Annotated in this window: 9 protein-coding genes; 6 read left to right on the top strand and 3 right to left on the bottom strand. The window is 71.4% G+C overall.

All coding sequences use genetic code 11. The annotated features are described in order from the left end of the window. Positions 1–137 precede the first annotated feature (137 nt). Genes ACFV9W_RS23200 through ACFV9W_RS23180 form a run of 5 tightly spaced genes read left to right on the top strand, consistent with a single transcriptional unit; the run spans position 138 to position 9,338 of the window. On the top strand, positions 138–2,027 hold the full coding sequence (locus ACFV9W_RS23200; RefSeq protein WP_385763857.1) for a stealth family protein: 1,890 nt from the start codon (positions 138–140) through the stop codon (positions 2,025–2,027). Beyond that, a complete protein-coding gene (locus ACFV9W_RS23195) occupies positions 2,024–2,965 on the top strand; it encodes a hypothetical protein (RefSeq protein WP_385763856.1) in 942 nt (313 codons plus the stop codon). The genes ACFV9W_RS23200 and ACFV9W_RS23195 overlap by 4 nt, the downstream gene beginning before the upstream one ends. 9 nt (positions 2,966–2,974) lie before the next feature. Next, the gene (locus ACFV9W_RS23190) at positions 2,975–5,848 is read left to right on the top strand and encodes a stealth conserved region 3 domain-containing protein (RefSeq protein WP_385763854.1); all 2,874 of its coding nucleotides are present in this window, start codon (positions 2,975–2,977) and stop codon (positions 5,846–5,848) included. Positions 5,849–5,891: 43 nt separating this feature from the next. Continuing rightward, positions 5,892–7,889, top strand: a complete 1,998-nt coding sequence (locus tag ACFV9W_RS23185) for a PIG-L family deacetylase (RefSeq protein ID WP_385763852.1) — start codon at positions 5,892–5,894, stop codon at positions 7,887–7,889. A gap of 60 nt (positions 7,890–7,949) precedes the next feature. After that, the gene (locus ACFV9W_RS23180) at positions 7,950–9,338 is read left to right on the top strand and encodes a GDSL-type esterase/lipase family protein (protein ID WP_385763850.1); all 1,389 of its coding nucleotides are present in this window, start codon (positions 7,950–7,952) and stop codon (positions 9,336–9,338) included. 5 nt (positions 9,339–9,343) lie between these two features. On the opposite strand, the gene ACFV9W_RS23175 is transcribed toward ACFV9W_RS23180, so the two are convergent. After that, complete coding sequence (locus tag ACFV9W_RS23175; RefSeq protein ID WP_385763848.1) at positions 9,344–9,700, bottom strand: NTP pyrophosphohydrolase; 357 nt, start codon at positions 9,698–9,700, stop codon at positions 9,344–9,346. 51 nt (positions 9,701–9,751) lie between these two features. On the opposite strand from ACFV9W_RS23175, the gene ACFV9W_RS23170 reads away from it, so the two are divergent. Beyond that, positions 9,752–10,789 (top strand): hypothetical protein, encoded by a 1,038-nt coding sequence (locus ACFV9W_RS23170; RefSeq protein ID WP_385763846.1) that lies wholly within the window; start codon positions 9,752–9,754, stop codon positions 10,787–10,789. Positions 10,790–10,879: 90 nt separating this feature from the next. On the opposite strand, the gene ACFV9W_RS23165 is transcribed toward ACFV9W_RS23170, so the two are convergent. Next, entirely contained in the window at positions 10,880–13,012 is a 2,133-nt protein-coding gene (locus ACFV9W_RS23165) for a 3-hydroxyacyl-CoA dehydrogenase NAD-binding domain-containing protein (protein ID WP_385763844.1), read from the bottom strand. After that, complete coding sequence (locus ACFV9W_RS23160; RefSeq protein WP_385763842.1) at positions 13,009–14,235, bottom strand: thiolase family protein; 1,227 nt, start codon at positions 14,233–14,235, stop codon at positions 13,009–13,011. The genes ACFV9W_RS23165 and ACFV9W_RS23160 overlap by 4 nt, the downstream gene beginning before the upstream one ends. Positions 14,236–15,218: the final 983 nt, after the last annotated feature.

Here is a 15,218-nt window from a genome sequence, read left to right as displayed (position 1 = left end):
GGACTTTAAATGGTCAACATGTGAAAGTTTTGTGACTTGTTCGGGTAGGGGGGCAGGTCGGACCGTCGGTGTCGGCGGTTCGTTTGGGACAGGGGGCGGTCTGGCCTGACCGCGGTGGCATGGATGGTGGATGCCTGGTGGTCGGTTCCGGTAATCCAGAGGCGGCGTCGTTGGTCTCGGCGTACCGGGCGGTGGTACCGAACGGGGCGCGAAGACGCATCGTGCGCTCGGTTCCCACACCGCTGCGCTCAGCCGTGAAGTCCTCGCTCACCTCGGTCGACGCCGCACGCTCCGCGACCGTCGTCTGGGCGATGGGCGGCCGCCGCAAGGCGCCCCGGCACAGCGCGGCAGCCGTGTACCGCGTGGTGCGCGTCGGGCGACGGCACATGCGGGCCCTGCTCGTCGAGGGCGCCACGGCGTGGGCGGCCCGCGCCCGCAACCTGCACATCCTGGTCGCGGCCCTGGAGGCCGGGCAGATCGACCACTTCTGCGTGCGCGGCGCCGCCCAGGACGTGCCGACGGTCGCGGTCCCCGCGAAGCTGCGCAAGGCCGCGGAAGACATCCTCAAGCTCGCCTTCGAGGAGACCCCGGGCTACATCGGAGGCGCCACGGCGTCCGCGTCCGCCATGCAGCCCGGAGACGAGGGCAAGTCCTGGCGCCAACTGCGCAAGGAACGGACGTTGCGCGTCGCCTGGTACGTCACCGACCCCACGCAGGAACTCGTCTTCGGTGCCGACCAGGGCTGCGAACTGGAGTTCTGGACCGAGCGCGATGGTCTGCTCGAGGCTCCGCGCGCCAACCGGGTCGTCGAACAGGTGCCGGCCGACGCACCCCGCCACACCGTGCCGCAGGCACTGTTCGCCCTCATCCCCGGCGCCTACTCGACCGGTGTCACGCGCACCGTGTCCGAGTTCACGCAGCCGCTGCCGGAGGATCACCTCTTCCCCGTCGACGTCGTCTACACCTGGGTCGACGACTCCGACCCGGTGTGGTCGGCCGAGCGTGATGCCGTCCGCTCGGGACGCCTGGGCGGAGTCCCGGCCCAGCGCCTGCACTCCCAGGCCGCGAACGACGCCCGCTTCACCAGCCGTGACGAACTGCGCTACTCCCTGCGGTCGTTGCACCAGTACGCACCGTGGGTGCGCACCGTGTACCTGGTCACCGCGGGGCAGGTGCCGGCGTGGCTCGACACCGACGTGCCGGGGCTGCGGGTCGTCGACCACCGTGAGATCTTCTCCGAGCCCTCGGCGCTGCCGACCTTCAATTCGCACGCCATCGAGAGCCAGTTGCACCACATCGACGGCCTGTCCGAGCACTTCCTCTACCTCAACGACGACGTGTTCCTCGGACGCCCGCTCTCCGTCGGTCACTTCTTCCACCCCAACGGACTGAGCAAGTTCTTCCAGTCCAAGGCGCTCGTGCCGAGTGGTCCCACGGACGGCGACGACCTGCCGGTGAACGCCGCGGGCAAGAACAGCCGGGCTCTCATCGAGCGGTCCTTCGGCACTCGTATCGCCCAGAAGATGAAGCACACGCCGCACCCGCTGCGCCGCAGCGTCCTGGCCGACATCGAGTTGGTGTACGGGCACGAGCACCGCCACACCCAGTACTCCCGGTTCCGTTCCCCCCAGGACGTCCCGATCGCCTCGTCCCTGCACCACTACTACGGCTTCCATACGGGCCGAGCGACCACGGGAAGCCTGCGGTACCAGTACATCGACCTCGCGGCCGAGTTGGCGGGGCGCCGCCTCGACGGGCTGCTCGCCCGCCGCAACTTCGACAGCTTCTGCCTGAACGACACTGTCGGGCACGCGGACCCCGAGGCGCAGGAGCTCATGGTGCGTTCGTTCCTGGAGCGCTACTTCCCGGTACCGAGCAGGTTCGAGCTGCCGCCCGGCACGACGGGCCCGAACCGCCTCACGGACCGCCGGGCGACGGGACCCGCGCCGCTCGACGCGCCGCCCGGCACGGATGGCTACGCCCAGGCCGAACCGTATGTCCCCGCTGTCGACGGAGCCGTTCGGTGAAGCGCCCCCGTCCCCTGCGCACGGCCCGGCGCAGGCTGAGCGCACTGCGCCGCCGGGCGCGGTCCGCCCTGCTGCGCAGGCTCTTCCTGCCCTGGCGCGGGCAGCGCGCGGCCGTTCTCCGGTACGCAGCGGTCCTCGACGGCCAGACCGTCAACCTGCATGCCCGACTGCCGCGTTGGGCCGGGCCGGACGACGGCGCCCGCATCGAACTCCTCCGCAAGGGCGTCCGGCGCACCGCCCCCGCCCGTGTCTACACCGACCACGACGGCGCCGTCGCGATGGACGCGGCGATCCTTCTCGGCCAGGAGGTCGGAGGCCTAGCGGTCGACACGGGGCACTGGGACATCCGCCTGCGCCTGTCGGAGGGGGCCCGCCGCAAGAGCCTCTCCCTCCTCCTGGTGGACATGCCCAAGCCCTACGGGGGGCCCACCCGCCCCATGCAGGTGTCCGGCGTCACCGGCGCCCGCTACCGGCTCGGCCGCACCGTGACCGGCAGTGCCCGGCTCGAGTGCAGCCCGCCGAGCCCCATGGCGGAGGTGGTCCGTATCGCCGTCTCGCACAGCGAGGTCGAGGTCTTCTTCCGGGTCGTCGGAGCGGAACCGCGGGGCACGCGCGTCGAGTTCGTCGCCTCCGGGAGGCGACTCGAGGAACCCGTCGACCGGCTCGACGACGGCCTCTTCCGGGTGGCCGCGCCGCTCCACCGTATGACACCGCGCGGCGACCGGCCCGAGCAGTGGGACGTCGTCCTGCGCGCGGACGGGCTGCCCGCCATGCGGCTCGGCCGCCGCCTGCACGACGTGCGCAACCCGACCCGTGTCTTCGCCGTGCGCGAGAGCGCCGTCACGGGCCGCGACCGCACCCCCCTCCTCGTACAGCCCCGCTACACGCCTGCGGGCAACTTCCGCATCAAGTGCAGCCCGATGACGGAAGCCGCCTGACCGGACACCATGAAGATCACTTTCCTTCTGCTCACCGCCGACGCGGTGGGCGGCACCGAGCGAGCCGTGTTCAACCAGGCCGCCGAACTCGTCGCGCACCACGACGTGCGGGTCCTGAGCATCCTCAAGACCCAGCCGCAGCTGTTCTTCCCCATCGACGAGCGCATCCGCGTCGACTACCTCATCGACCAGACCGGGACCGCGCCCGTTCCCACCCGCGCCACCACCCTCGCCCCCGAGGCGTGGGCACAGGTCGCCGACCGGCCGAGCGGCCTGGTCGACCCGTCCTGGGAAGCCGCCTTCAACCGGCTCACCGACCTGGAGCTCGAGTACGCCCTCGAACACACCGACACCGACCTGCTGATCACCACCACACCGGCGCTGATGGCGCTCGCGGTGCAGCTCGCCCCCTCGCACGTGATGACGCTCCACCAGGAACACCGCGTCTCCGAACTGCGCGGCCCCAGCGCCGAACCCCTGCTGCGCTACGCGTCCCGGCTCGACGCCCTCGCCGTGCTCAGCAACCGCACCCGCGACTGGTTCGCGGAGACCCTCGGCGCGAGCGCGCCCCGTATCGACGTCGTGCCCAACGCGCTGCCGCGCGGCTTCCGACCGCGCTCCACCCTGGAGACCAGGACCGTCGTGATCGCGGGCCGGCTCGTGGGGGAGAAGCAGATCGACCACGCGATCAACATCTGGGACCTCGTCGCCCGCGTGCACCCGACCTGGACGCTGCGGGTCTTCGGCGACGGCCCGCTCGCCGGACAGCTGCGACGCCAGATCGACGTGCTCGGCCTGCACGACTGCGTCCAGCTCAACGGCAACTCACCGCACCTCGCAGAGGAGTGGGCCAAGGCCAGCATCGCTCTGATGACCTCACGCAACGAGGCGTTCCCCCTCGTCCTCACCGAGGCCCAGGCGGCCGGCGTCCCCGTCGTCTCCTACGACTGCCCCAACGGCCCCCGTGAGGTCATCCTCGACGGGCGCACCGGCATCCTCGTACCCGCCGACGACACCACCGCAGCCGCGCAGGCGATCATCCGGCTCATCGAGGACCCAGCTCTGCGCCACCACATGGGCGCCGAGGCCGCCGCCTCCGTCGAACGCCTCGCCCCGCCGGTCGTCACCGCCAAGTGGGAGAAGATCTTCGCCGAGCTGGAGGCTGAACGCTCTTCCGGGGCCCGCGCCTCCCGCAAGGCGGAGCGGCAGGCCGTGCACTCCCTGATGAGCGGCCAGGAGGGCATGCTCAGGCCCGCGGCCCCCGCGCCGGCCACCACCGTGGCCACCCGGGAACAGCGCGCACTGGAGGACCGGCTGCTGCGCGGCGACCGCGGCCTCGTGCGCGACGGCGGCCAACTCTGCCGGTGGCTGGAGAGCGAATCCCCCTGGGACGTCGTCCAGCACAACCTGGCGCTCACCGCGAACGCCCTGGAGTACGCGCAGATCCCGTACTTCGTCACCCGGGACAGCAACGTGCGGCACGCGGTCGCCGTCCACACCTCGCACCGGGAAGCCGTCTTCAAGGCCCTGACCGCCGTGCACGGCGGATCCGGCATCTACGTAGCGCTGCTCAACGAGCAGCAGAAACCCACCGCCACCGTGCTCGCCGCCTTCGCGGAACGGTACGGCGACCAGCCGTGCGCCGCCGTGCGCGTCTACCAAAACGCCGTCAGCCGAAGCCGCACCCTGCGCCTCGCCGGTGTCTACGGATGCACCGTCAACTTCTGGGAGGGCGATCCGGACGACCCGCGGACGATGGTCTCCCCGGCCCGCACCATGGTCGGTGACCGGATCCCCACCAGCGCCATGCGGCTGCACGACATGGTGCTCGGCGGCCGCACCTATCCCACCGTCGAGGCCTTCGCCCACACCCTCCACGGCGACGTCACTTTCCCCGTCGATGCCGTCTACACCTGGGTCAACGGCGGCGACATCAACTGGCTGGAGCGCAAGCACGCCGTGATGCACGCCCTCGGCATGCACACCGAGGACGCCGCGAGCAGCGCCGCCCGCTTCCGCAACCGCGACGAGCTGCGCTACTCGCTGCGCTCCATCGACATGTACGCACCGTGGATCCGCACCATCCACATCGTCACCGACCAGCAGGTCCCGGACTGGCTCGACCTGCGGCACCCGCGGATCCGGATCGTCGACCACCAGGAGATCTTCGCCGACCCCTCGATGCTGCCGACGTACAACTCGCACGCCATCGAGAGCCAGCTCCACCGCATCGACGGACTCGCCGAACACTTCCTCTACTTCAACGACGACGTGTTCGTCGGCCGGGTGCTGCAACCCAGCATGTTCTTCCACGGCAACGGCGTGGCCAAGCACTTCATGTCCCCGACGACCGTGCCGATGGGCCCGGTCACCGCCGACGACGAGTTCAACATGAGCGCGGCCAAGAACAACCGGAGCCTGGTCGCCCGCACCTTCGGACAGGTCCTCGCCCACTCGTTCCTGCACGCCCCGCACCCGCTGCGGCGCAGCGTCCTCGCCGACATCGAGCAGTACTTCACCGAGGCCGTCGCCGCCACCGCCGCCGCCCGCTTCCGCAGCCACACCGACCTGGCCATCGCGTCGTCGCTGCACCACTACGTCGGGTACCACACGCAGCGCTCGGCCCCCGGCACCATCAACTGCGGCTTCGTCAACGTCGGCCTGAGCGAGCACAAGCAACGCCTGGCCCGCATCCAACTGGGGCGCCCCCACGACGTGTTCTGCCTCAACGACTTCCACGACGGTGATGTCAGCGAGGACGAACAGGACGCCGTCCTGGCCGCCTTCCTGCCGTCGTACTTCCCCGTGGCCAGCCAGTTCGAGGCCGGCTCCGTACGCAATCAGCGTTTCCACGCCGGCTACCTGGCGGGGTGGCCGCTGTGACCGCACGCCGCCGACGTCCCATCGACCGGAGGGTTCGCCGCCCATGACCCAGCCCGCAGGAGCGCAGCCAGCCGCTCTGTTCCAGGTGTTCGCCCACCCCGACGACGACCTGTACTTCGTCAACCCCGACCTGCAACGGCTTCTCGCCGCGGGACACCGCGTCACTAGCGTGTACCTCACGGCCGCCGAGGCGGACGGCCGCAATGTCGACACCCGCGACGCCCGCCGCGACCAGTACCCGGTCGACTTCGAGGGCTACATGGAGGCCCGGCAGAACGGCCTGCGCGCCGCCTACGCCACCATGGTCCTCGGTAAGCGGGAGGCCCCCTGGGTCCGCGAGGCCGTCGAGCTGCTCCCCGGCGTGGCCGCGGAACGCTGCTATCTGTCCGAGGCACCCGACGTACAGCTCTTCTTCCTCGGACTGCGGATGGTGGACGCCGCCCACGGCTACCCCGGCGACCAGCCACAGGCCCGCCTGACGAGCCTGTGGGACGGCCGGGCCACGCGCCAGCCCACCCTCGTCGCCGCCGAGTCCCCGCTGCGCCGGGCCCAACTCCTGGGCAGGGAAGAGGTCATCACGGCCCTCACCCAGCTGATCGGCTACGTACGGCCCACGCTGATGTGGACCATGGACCCGGACCCGCTGCACGAGGCGTACGACGAGTCCCGCGGCATCACCTCCAGCGACCACGCCGACCACACCGCGACCGCCCAGTTCGCCGTCGAGGCGCTCCGCCGCCACCTGCGCGCGGGCGGTCACCCGCCGCTCGTCGAGCACTTCACCGGCTACGGCAACAAGACCTGGCCGAGCAACCTCAGCGAGCGCTCGCACGCCCTGAAGAAGTCCGTCCTCGACGTGTACGCGGGCGCCGACGGCCACCCCTGCTCGCACCGCTACTGCGGCGACCTCCAGCTCGGCGACGGCTCCGACATCCGGCGCTACGGCTGGAGCACCCGCAGCCGCTACCCGCAGGGCACCGACTGGCTGCACCGGCAGACCGACGGCAGGCTCGCCGCCTACGCCGTCCTCGGAGACCAGGTCGCCGTATGGACGGAGACCGCGCCGGGCGCCGGACGCTTCGAGGGGCCGTTGCTACTGAACGGCGACGGGCTGTTGCCGTGCCTCTCCGTCGCGCCCGACCGCACCGGCGGCGTCCACCTCGTGGGCTTGCGCCGCACGGCGGGCGACGGCGGTCGCGTCGACATCGAGGTCGTCCGCATGTGGCGTGACAGCAGCTCGGGCGCGGTGCGACCCTGGCAGTCCCTCGGCAACCCCGACGAGGCGACGGGGGACTGGCGCCGCTGCCGCGAGGTCGGTGTGCCGGCTGCGGTCGCGGACCCGGCGGGCCACCTGCACGTCTTCGTGCGGAATTTCTCCGTCGGTGTCAGCATGCGCCGCGAGACGAAGGACGGGCTCGCCGCGTGGGAGGCCTTCGGCGGGCGCTGGATGCAGGACGCGCTGGCCACCGTGCTGCGCACCACCGGTCGCGTCGACGTGTACGCCACGAACCGTACGGGCGGCGTGCGGTGGCGCCAGGAAACGGTCTTCGGCCCCTTCAAGCTGGAGGACCAGCTCGTCACCGGCGTGCCGGAGACCTGGCGCCCCGCCTCCGGCCTGACGCCCGTGCAGATCGGCCGGGGCCGCGTCGCCCTGCTCTACCGGGAGGAGGACACCGGCGCCGTCATGCGCCACCAGCAGAGACCCAATGGGACGTGGGAGCAGCGGGTGGAGCGGCTCAGCGAGGACGGCGGCACCGGTGCCGTCGCCGCCGTGCGGCTCCAGTCGGCGGACCACGACTACCTCGTCGTCGCCCGCAGGGACGAGCTGAACCGCCCGGCGGTCACGATGCTCACCGAACGGTACGGCGGCGCCACCGAATGGGCCCGCCACCCCGTCCAGATGATCGGCGCCCCGGCCGTCGCGGCCGACGCGCACGGCCGCGCGGTCGTCACCGTGCTCGGCGCCGACGGGCGGCTGCACTGGGCGCGCCAGGAGGACCCGGGACCACGCGCGGGCCTCGGCCCGTGGCAGGCGTGCTGACGCACGAACGAAGGCAAGAGGCATGTCACCAGAGCCCGAAGCTGGAAGCTGGAAGAGACCATGAGAAAGATCTGTGTCATCGGCAACTCGGTCGCCGCCACCCGGACCGAGGAAGAGGCACCGCTGGCCGGCTGGGGGCAGTACCTCGCCGAGTTCCTCGGTGCCGACTGCGACGTCCGCAACTACGCGCGCGACGCGATGACCTTGCGCGGCTACTACACGGAACGCTTCGCCGCGCTGCTCACTCTCGTCGGCCCGGGCGACCTCGTGCTCATCTCGTTCGGCCACGTGGAACAGCGCATCAATCAGCTCAATCGACACCACGGGCCGAGGGAGTTCAAGGAGTACTTGCGGCTGTACGCCGAGACCATCCGGGCCGAGGGAGCCGTCCCGGTCCTGGTGACGCCCTCGGCCCGGTGCGTCTTCGATGCCGCCGGCCACCCGGTGGACACCCACGACGGTTACGCCAGGCTGACCCTGGAGGCCGCCGCGGAGATCGGCTGCCCGGCCGTCGACCTCACGGCCTCCACCACGCGGCTGCTCACCGAACTGGGGCCGACCCGGGCGCGCGGCCTGTTCCGCTGGCTGGACCCCGGAGAACACCCCGGCCACCCGCAGGGGATCATCGACTCCACGCACTTCAACCACCTGGGCGCGCGCGAGACGGCCCGTCTGGTGGCGAGCGACCTGGCGGCCTTGCCGGGACTGCCGCCGGGGACGGTGGACACACGGACCCTGACGCCGGGACAGGCCCCGCCGATACAGATGGAGTTCACGGTCCAGAACCCGCACCTGGTCCTGACGTCCCACCCCGAGACGGCCGCCGCGCCATCGGTCCTGACGCCGGGGCCCGGAGAACCTGTGGGAGTGGGACGCAAGTTGACGGGCACCGCCCCCGCAGGAGCCGAGTACCTGTTCTTCTTCGAGGAAGGCCAGTACCTCGGCGGTACGCGGGTCGCGGCGGACGCCACCTGGCAGTGGCGGCGCGCGGTGCAGTGGCCGGAGGGCCGGCACAAGGTGAGTGTCGTCGCACTCGCGGGCAACACAGTGTCCGCAGCAGCGGAGTGCGAGTTCGAGGTCGTCGACCGCCTTGCGCCGCCCGAGCCGATCGGCCCGCGTCCGGGGGCGTGGAGCGGCCCACGGCCCCGCTTCTCCGGAACGGCGCACCGCCCCGCCGAGAAGGTCATGGTTCTGGAACGGGGCCGCCTGATCGCCGAGGCCTCCGTCCAGGACGACGGCACTTGGCGCGTCACCCACCCGCACGACTGGCGTCCGGGCACCTACACGGTGGACCTCGTGGCAGTCTTCAGCGCGATCCACTCCCCACCGGCCCGCCTGGAACTCAAGGTGCACGGCGTCCCGGAGGACAGCTGGCTGCACTCATCAATGTCGGCGCGCCGCGCGTGCGGCCCGAACTGTGAACACGCTCCGGAGATGCCGAGGTGGTGAGCGGCCTACCGCTCTCCGCGGACGGTGCGCGGACCCACACACCGCGCGCCCAACTCCGCGACGCGTCCTCGGAGTTCGCGATCAGCGGTCACGACGGTGCACGGCTGCCCACTTAGCCCCGCCACGATCTCCACGATGCGGTCGTCCCCACTCCCGTCCGCCGACTCCACCCGCACCCCCGGCACCGATTCCACGCCCCGCGCCGCACCTTCGACGACGAGGATCACCTCGGAGCCGGTCCGTTCCGCGTGCTCCACCAGCCGATCCCGCAACCGCTCGGCCGCGCCCCGTCGGTCCCGCCACCAGCCGTCGGGAACGGAACCCACGACGTTGGCGCCGTCGACCACCAGTACTTCGTTCATGGGGGCCAGGGTCGCACGCCGCGGTCGTGGGGCGCGGCATAGGCTGGAGCGGTGAACGGCGACTGGCTGATCGGTGGGCGCGGCGGCGTCCTCGGTGCATACGCGTACGACCCCGAAGAAGGCGCGGTCGTCTGCCGCGCCGAGGAGTACCCCGAAGGGCCCTGGTCACCGCCCCGCGTGGTCGGTGGCGAGCAGCGTGTGCATCCGGGCGGGGCCGTCGCCCGGAGTGGGCAGGGGTACGCGCACCTCGTCGCCTGGCGGCCGACCGTTCCCGGTGAGGCCGGGCTCGTGCACTCGACGCACTACCAGCCGCACCTGGCCGCCCTCGACTGGCTGCCCATCGGTCACCCGAACAAGAAGGGCGACCGCACCGGGCCGCCCGCCGTCGCCGTCGACGCGCAGGGCCGTGCCCACGTCTTCGTACGCAACAACGGCGGCGGGGTGAGCCTGCGGATGCAGGAGGAGAAGGGCGGCTGGGGGCCGTGGCGGGACCTCAAAGGGGAGGGCGTGGACGGGGAACTCGCCGTCGTGGCGGGGGAGTCGGGGCTGATCACCCTGTACGCGGTCACCGGTGACGGGGGCATTCTGCGGTGGCGTCAGGAGAAGGCGGGGCAGCCCCTCGTACGGGACGAGAAGCCGCAGCCCGCTGCCGCCAGGCCCGGCACGCTGTCCGCCCTCGCCACGTCCGCCGAGCACACCACCCTGTTCTTCACGGACGAGGACGGTGCCGTGTGTGCCTGGCGCGGGAGCGAGGCGCCCGTGCGGGTGCTCGACGCGGCCGGGCCCGGGGCCGTGTCCGTTGTGCGGTGTCAACTGGACGGTGTGGACTGTACGTTGCTGGCTCAGCGCACGGACGGCGGGCGGGTCGCCTTCGCCGCGTATCCCACCGAGACGGAGTCGGCGGGGGCCTGGTGGGCGGAGTCGGGGGCGGAGCTGCCGGCGGATGCGTGGGTCGCGTTCGCGCAGGGCAGGGACGGCCGGGTCGTGGCGGGGAGTTGGGCATCGGGGAGCCCCGGGCGGCTCCGTCTCTCACGGAGGAAGAGTGGCGAGCCCGGGCTTGCGTTCGAGGCTTGGCGGGAGGTGGGCTGAGACCCCCGCCACCCGCACCAAGAACTGTGACGGCTGCCGACGAGATACTCGTCGGCAGCCGTCACAGTCACGTTTGGCAGAAGCGCACCGTTACGCGGGGACCGAAGCCACCCCGGCCTCCAGGAACTTCTTCCCGATGACCCGCTCGGAGACGCCCGCCCGGTCCAGGTACGGCGTGATGCCGCCCAGGTGGAAGGGCCAGCCGGCGCCGGTGATCAGGCAGAGGTCGATGTCCTGGGCCTCGGCGACGACGTTCTCGTCGAGCATCAGGCCGATCTCCTGGGCCACCGCGTCGAGGACGCGGTCGCGGACCTGCTCCTCGGAGAGGACCACGTCGCCCTGCTTCAGGAGCGCGGCGACCTCCGGGTCCAGCTCCGGCTTGCCGGAGTCGTAGACGTAGAAGCCGCGCTTGCCGGCCTTCACGACGGCCGCCAGGTTCGGGGACACCGTGAAGCGGTCCGGGAAGGCGGTGTGAAGGGTCTCGGACACGTGCAGGCCGATGGCCGGGCCGACCAGCTCCAGGAGGACCAGCGGGGACATCGGGAGGCCGAGGGGCTCGACGGCCTTCTCCGCCACGGCCACCGGGGTGCCCTCGTCGATGACGTTCTGGATCTCGCCCATGAAGCGGGTCAGGATGCGGTTGACGACGAACGCCGGGGCGTCCTTGACCAGCACCGCGGTCTTCTTCAGCTTCTTGGCGACGCCGAACGCCGTGGCCAGCGCCGCGTCGTCCGTCTGCTCGCCGCGGACGATCTCCAGGAGCGGGAGGATCGCGACCGGGTTGAAGAAGTGGAAGCCGACCACGCGCTCGGGGTGCTTCAGCTTCGACGCCATCTCCGTGATGGAGAGGGAGGAGGTGTTCGTCGCCAGGATCGCGTGCGCCGGGGCGACCGCCTCGACCTCGGCGAACACCTGCTGCTTGACGCCGATCTCCTCGAAGACCGCCTCGATGATGAAGTCGGCGTCCGCGAAGCCGTCCGCCTTGTTCAGGACACCGGAGACCAGGCCCTTCAGGCGGTTGGCCTTGTCCTGGTTGATGCGGCCCTTGCCGAGCAGCTTCTCGATCTCGGCGTGGACGTAGCCGACGCCCTTGTCCACGCGCTCCTGGTCGATGTCCGTGAGGACGACCGGGACCTCCAGGCGGCGGAGGAAGAGGAGGGCGAGCTGGCTGGCCATCAGGCCCGCGCCGACGACGCCGACCTTCGTGACCGGGCGCGCCAGGTTCTTGTCCGGGGCGCCGGCCGGGCGCTTGGCGCGCTTCTGGACGAGGTTGAACGCGTAGATGCCCGAGCGGAGTTCGCCGCCCATGATCAGGTCCGCGAGGGCCTGGTCCTCGGCGTCGAAACCGGCCTGCAGGTCACCGGACTTCGCGTTCGCGATGATGTCAAGGGCGCGGTACGCGGCCGGGGCCGCGCCGTGCACCTTGCTGTCGGCGATGAACTTGCCGCGCGCCACGGCCTGGTCCCAGGCCTCGCCGCGGTCGACGTCGGGGCGCTCGACCTTGACGTTCCCCTTGAGGACGTCAGCGGTCCAGAGCAGGGACTGCTCCAGGAAGTCGGCGCCCTCGAACAGGGCGTCCGCGATGCCGAGCTCGTAGACCTGCTTGCCCTTGAGCTGCTTGTTCTGGTTGAGGCTGTTCTCGATGATCACCGAGACGGCCTTGTCCGCGCCGATCAGGTTCGGGAGCAGGGCGCAGCCGCCCCAGCCGGGAACCAGGCCGAGGAAGACCTCGGGGAGCGAGAAGGCCGGGAGGGCCTTCGAGACGGTGCGGTACGAGCAGTGGAGACCCACCTCGACGCCGCCGCCCATCGCCGCGCCGTTGTAGTACGCGAACGTGGGAACGGCGAGGGCCGAGAGGCGCTTGAAGACCTCGTGGCCGCCCTTGCCGATGGCGAGCGCGTCGTCGTGCTTCTTCAGCAGCTCGACGCCCTTGAGGTCGGCGCCGACCGCGAAGATGAACGGCTTGCCGGTGACGCCGACACCGACGATGTCGCCCTCGGCGGCCTCCTTCTCGACCTGGTCGATCGCCGCGTTCAGGTTGGCGAGCGAGGCCGGGCCGAAGGTGGTCGGCTTGGTGTGGTCCAGGCCGTTGTCCAGCGTGATGAGGGCGAACTTGCCCGCGCCGTACGGCAGGTCGAGGTGGCGTACGTGCGCCGACGTGACGACCTCGTCGGGGAAGAGCGCGGACGCGCCCTTCAGGAGCTCAGCGGTGGTGGTGCTCACTTGTCGCCTCCGGCGTCCTTGTGGTGCGGGTTCTCCCAGATGACCGTGGCGCCCATGCCGAAGCCGACGCACATGGTCGTGAGGCCGTAGCGGACCTCCGGCTGCTCCTCGAACTGGCGGGCCAGCTGCGTCATCAGACGGACGCCGGAGGAGGCGAGCGGGTGGCCGTACGCGATGGCGCCGCCGTACTGGTTGACGCGCGCGTCGTCGTCGGCGATGCCGTAGTGGTCCAGGAAGGCCAGGACCTGGACGGCGAACGCCTCGTTGATCTCGAAGAGGTTGATGTCCTCGATGGAGAGGTCCGCCTTCGCGAGGGCCTTCTCCGTGGCCGGGATCGGGCCGTAGCCCATGACCTCCGGCTCCACGCCCGCGAAGGCGTAGGAGACGAGGCGCATCTTGACCGGGAGGTTGTTCTCGCGGGCGAAGTCCTCGGAGGCGATGATCGAGGCCGTCGCGCCGTCGTTGAGACCGGCCGCGTTGCCGGCCGTGACGCGGCCGTGCGTACGGAACGGGGTCTTGAGGCCCGCGAGGCTCTCCAGGGTGGTGCCCGGGCGCATCGGCTCGTCGGCCGTGACCAGGCCCCAGCCGGTCTCGCCGACCTCGGAGTTGGTGTTGCGCACGGAGATCGGGACGAGGTCCTGCTGGATCTTCCCGTTCGCGTACGCCTTGGCCGCCTTCTCCTGCGAGCGCACGGCGTACTCGTCGGCGCGCTGCTTGGTGATGTGCGGGTAGCGGTCGTGCAGGTTCTCGGCAGTCATGCCCATGAACAGGGCGGACTCGTCGACCAGCTTCTCCGATACGAAGCGGGGGTTGGGGTCGACGCCCTCCCCCATGGGGTGGCGGCCCATGTGCTCGACACCGCCCGCGATGACGGCGTCGTACGCGCCGAAGGCGATGGAGCCCGCGGTGGTGGTGACGGCCGTGAGCGCGCCCGCGCACATGCGGTCGATGGAGTAGCCGGGGACCGACTGCGGCAGGCCCGCGAGGATGCCCGCGGTGCGGCCGATGGTCAGGCCCTGGTCACCGATCTGCGTGGTCGCGGCGACGGCGACCTCGTCGATCTTCGCGGGGTCCAGGTTCGGGTTGCGGCGCAGCAGCTCCCGGATGGACTTGACGACCAGGTCGTCGGCGCGGGTCTCGTGGTAGATGCCCTTCGGGCCCGCCTTGCCGAACGGGGTGCGGACGCCGTCGACGAAGACGACGTCCCTGACGGTACGAGGCACGATGGCTCTCCTCCTGGTGCGGGAATGCGCTGCCGCGCGGCGCGGGTCCGGGGTCCCGGTGTTTCGGGTACGCGGACGGCGCGCTGCGAATACCGTCATGCTACTTGCGGGTAACCAAGTCTTGAAGCCCCCTCGGCCGGAGCGGCGAAGGTCACATTTGCGGTGGGGCGGGGTGGGGGTGTTGGTGCGGGTGGGCGGGGTCGGGTGTTGTGGTTGCGCGGGGCCGGGGGTGGGGCGGTTGCCGGGGGTGGCGTCTGCGGCCATGGGCGCGCGGCGCCGGGGTTGGGCTTGCCGCGGTCGGCGCCCGTAGGCGTGAGCGCGCGGTACCGGGGAGCCGGGGCTCTTGCCGGGGCGAGGGCCCGTCGTTCCTGTCGCGCGGCACCGGGGGCCGCCTTGCCCACCCTGCCGCCCAAGGCGGCAGATTGCCCAAGGCGGTGGCGGTCGGCCGATGTGGGTGGGGAGCCGTACGGGCGGAGGAGGCCCACGGCGGTGGCGGTCGGTCGTCGCGGGTCGGGAGCCGTGCGGGTGGAGGGGCGTCCAGGCGGTGGCGGTCGACCGCTATGGGTGGGGTGTCGTGTGGGTGGAGGGGTGCTCGAGGCGGTGGTGCTCGGCCGTTGTGGGTGGGGAGCCGTGTGGGCGGAGGGGGCCCGAGGTGGTGGCGGTCGACCGCTAGGGGCGGGGTGTCGTGTGGAGGTTCAAGGTGATGGTCGGTGGCCATGGGTGGGGGGGGAGCCCGGTCTGGTGGCGGGTTGCCTGTGGCGGGGTGTGGTGCCCCGTGGGGCCGACGCCCCCGGAGGGGGCGGGTGGGTGGGAGATAGGCGGGGGTACGGGCACGGGCCCGTGGTGCCGGTGCCGGTGCCGGTGAATCGAGCCCCGCTCCGGGGCTACGCCGTAACGCCGGTGCGGCGAGCCCCGTCCCGCGAGGCTGGGCAATGTCAGCCCCGCCGGCGATTGAGGCGCGGGGTCCGGGGCAGAGCCCCGCG

Source organism: Streptomyces sp. NPDC059897, assembly GCF_042730865.1.
Taxonomy (GTDB): Bacteria; Actinomycetota; Actinomycetes; order Streptomycetales; family Streptomycetaceae; genus Streptomyces.
Note: the sequence above shows the minus strand (reverse complement) of the source record. Positions and strands in the feature narration are given on the sequence as shown.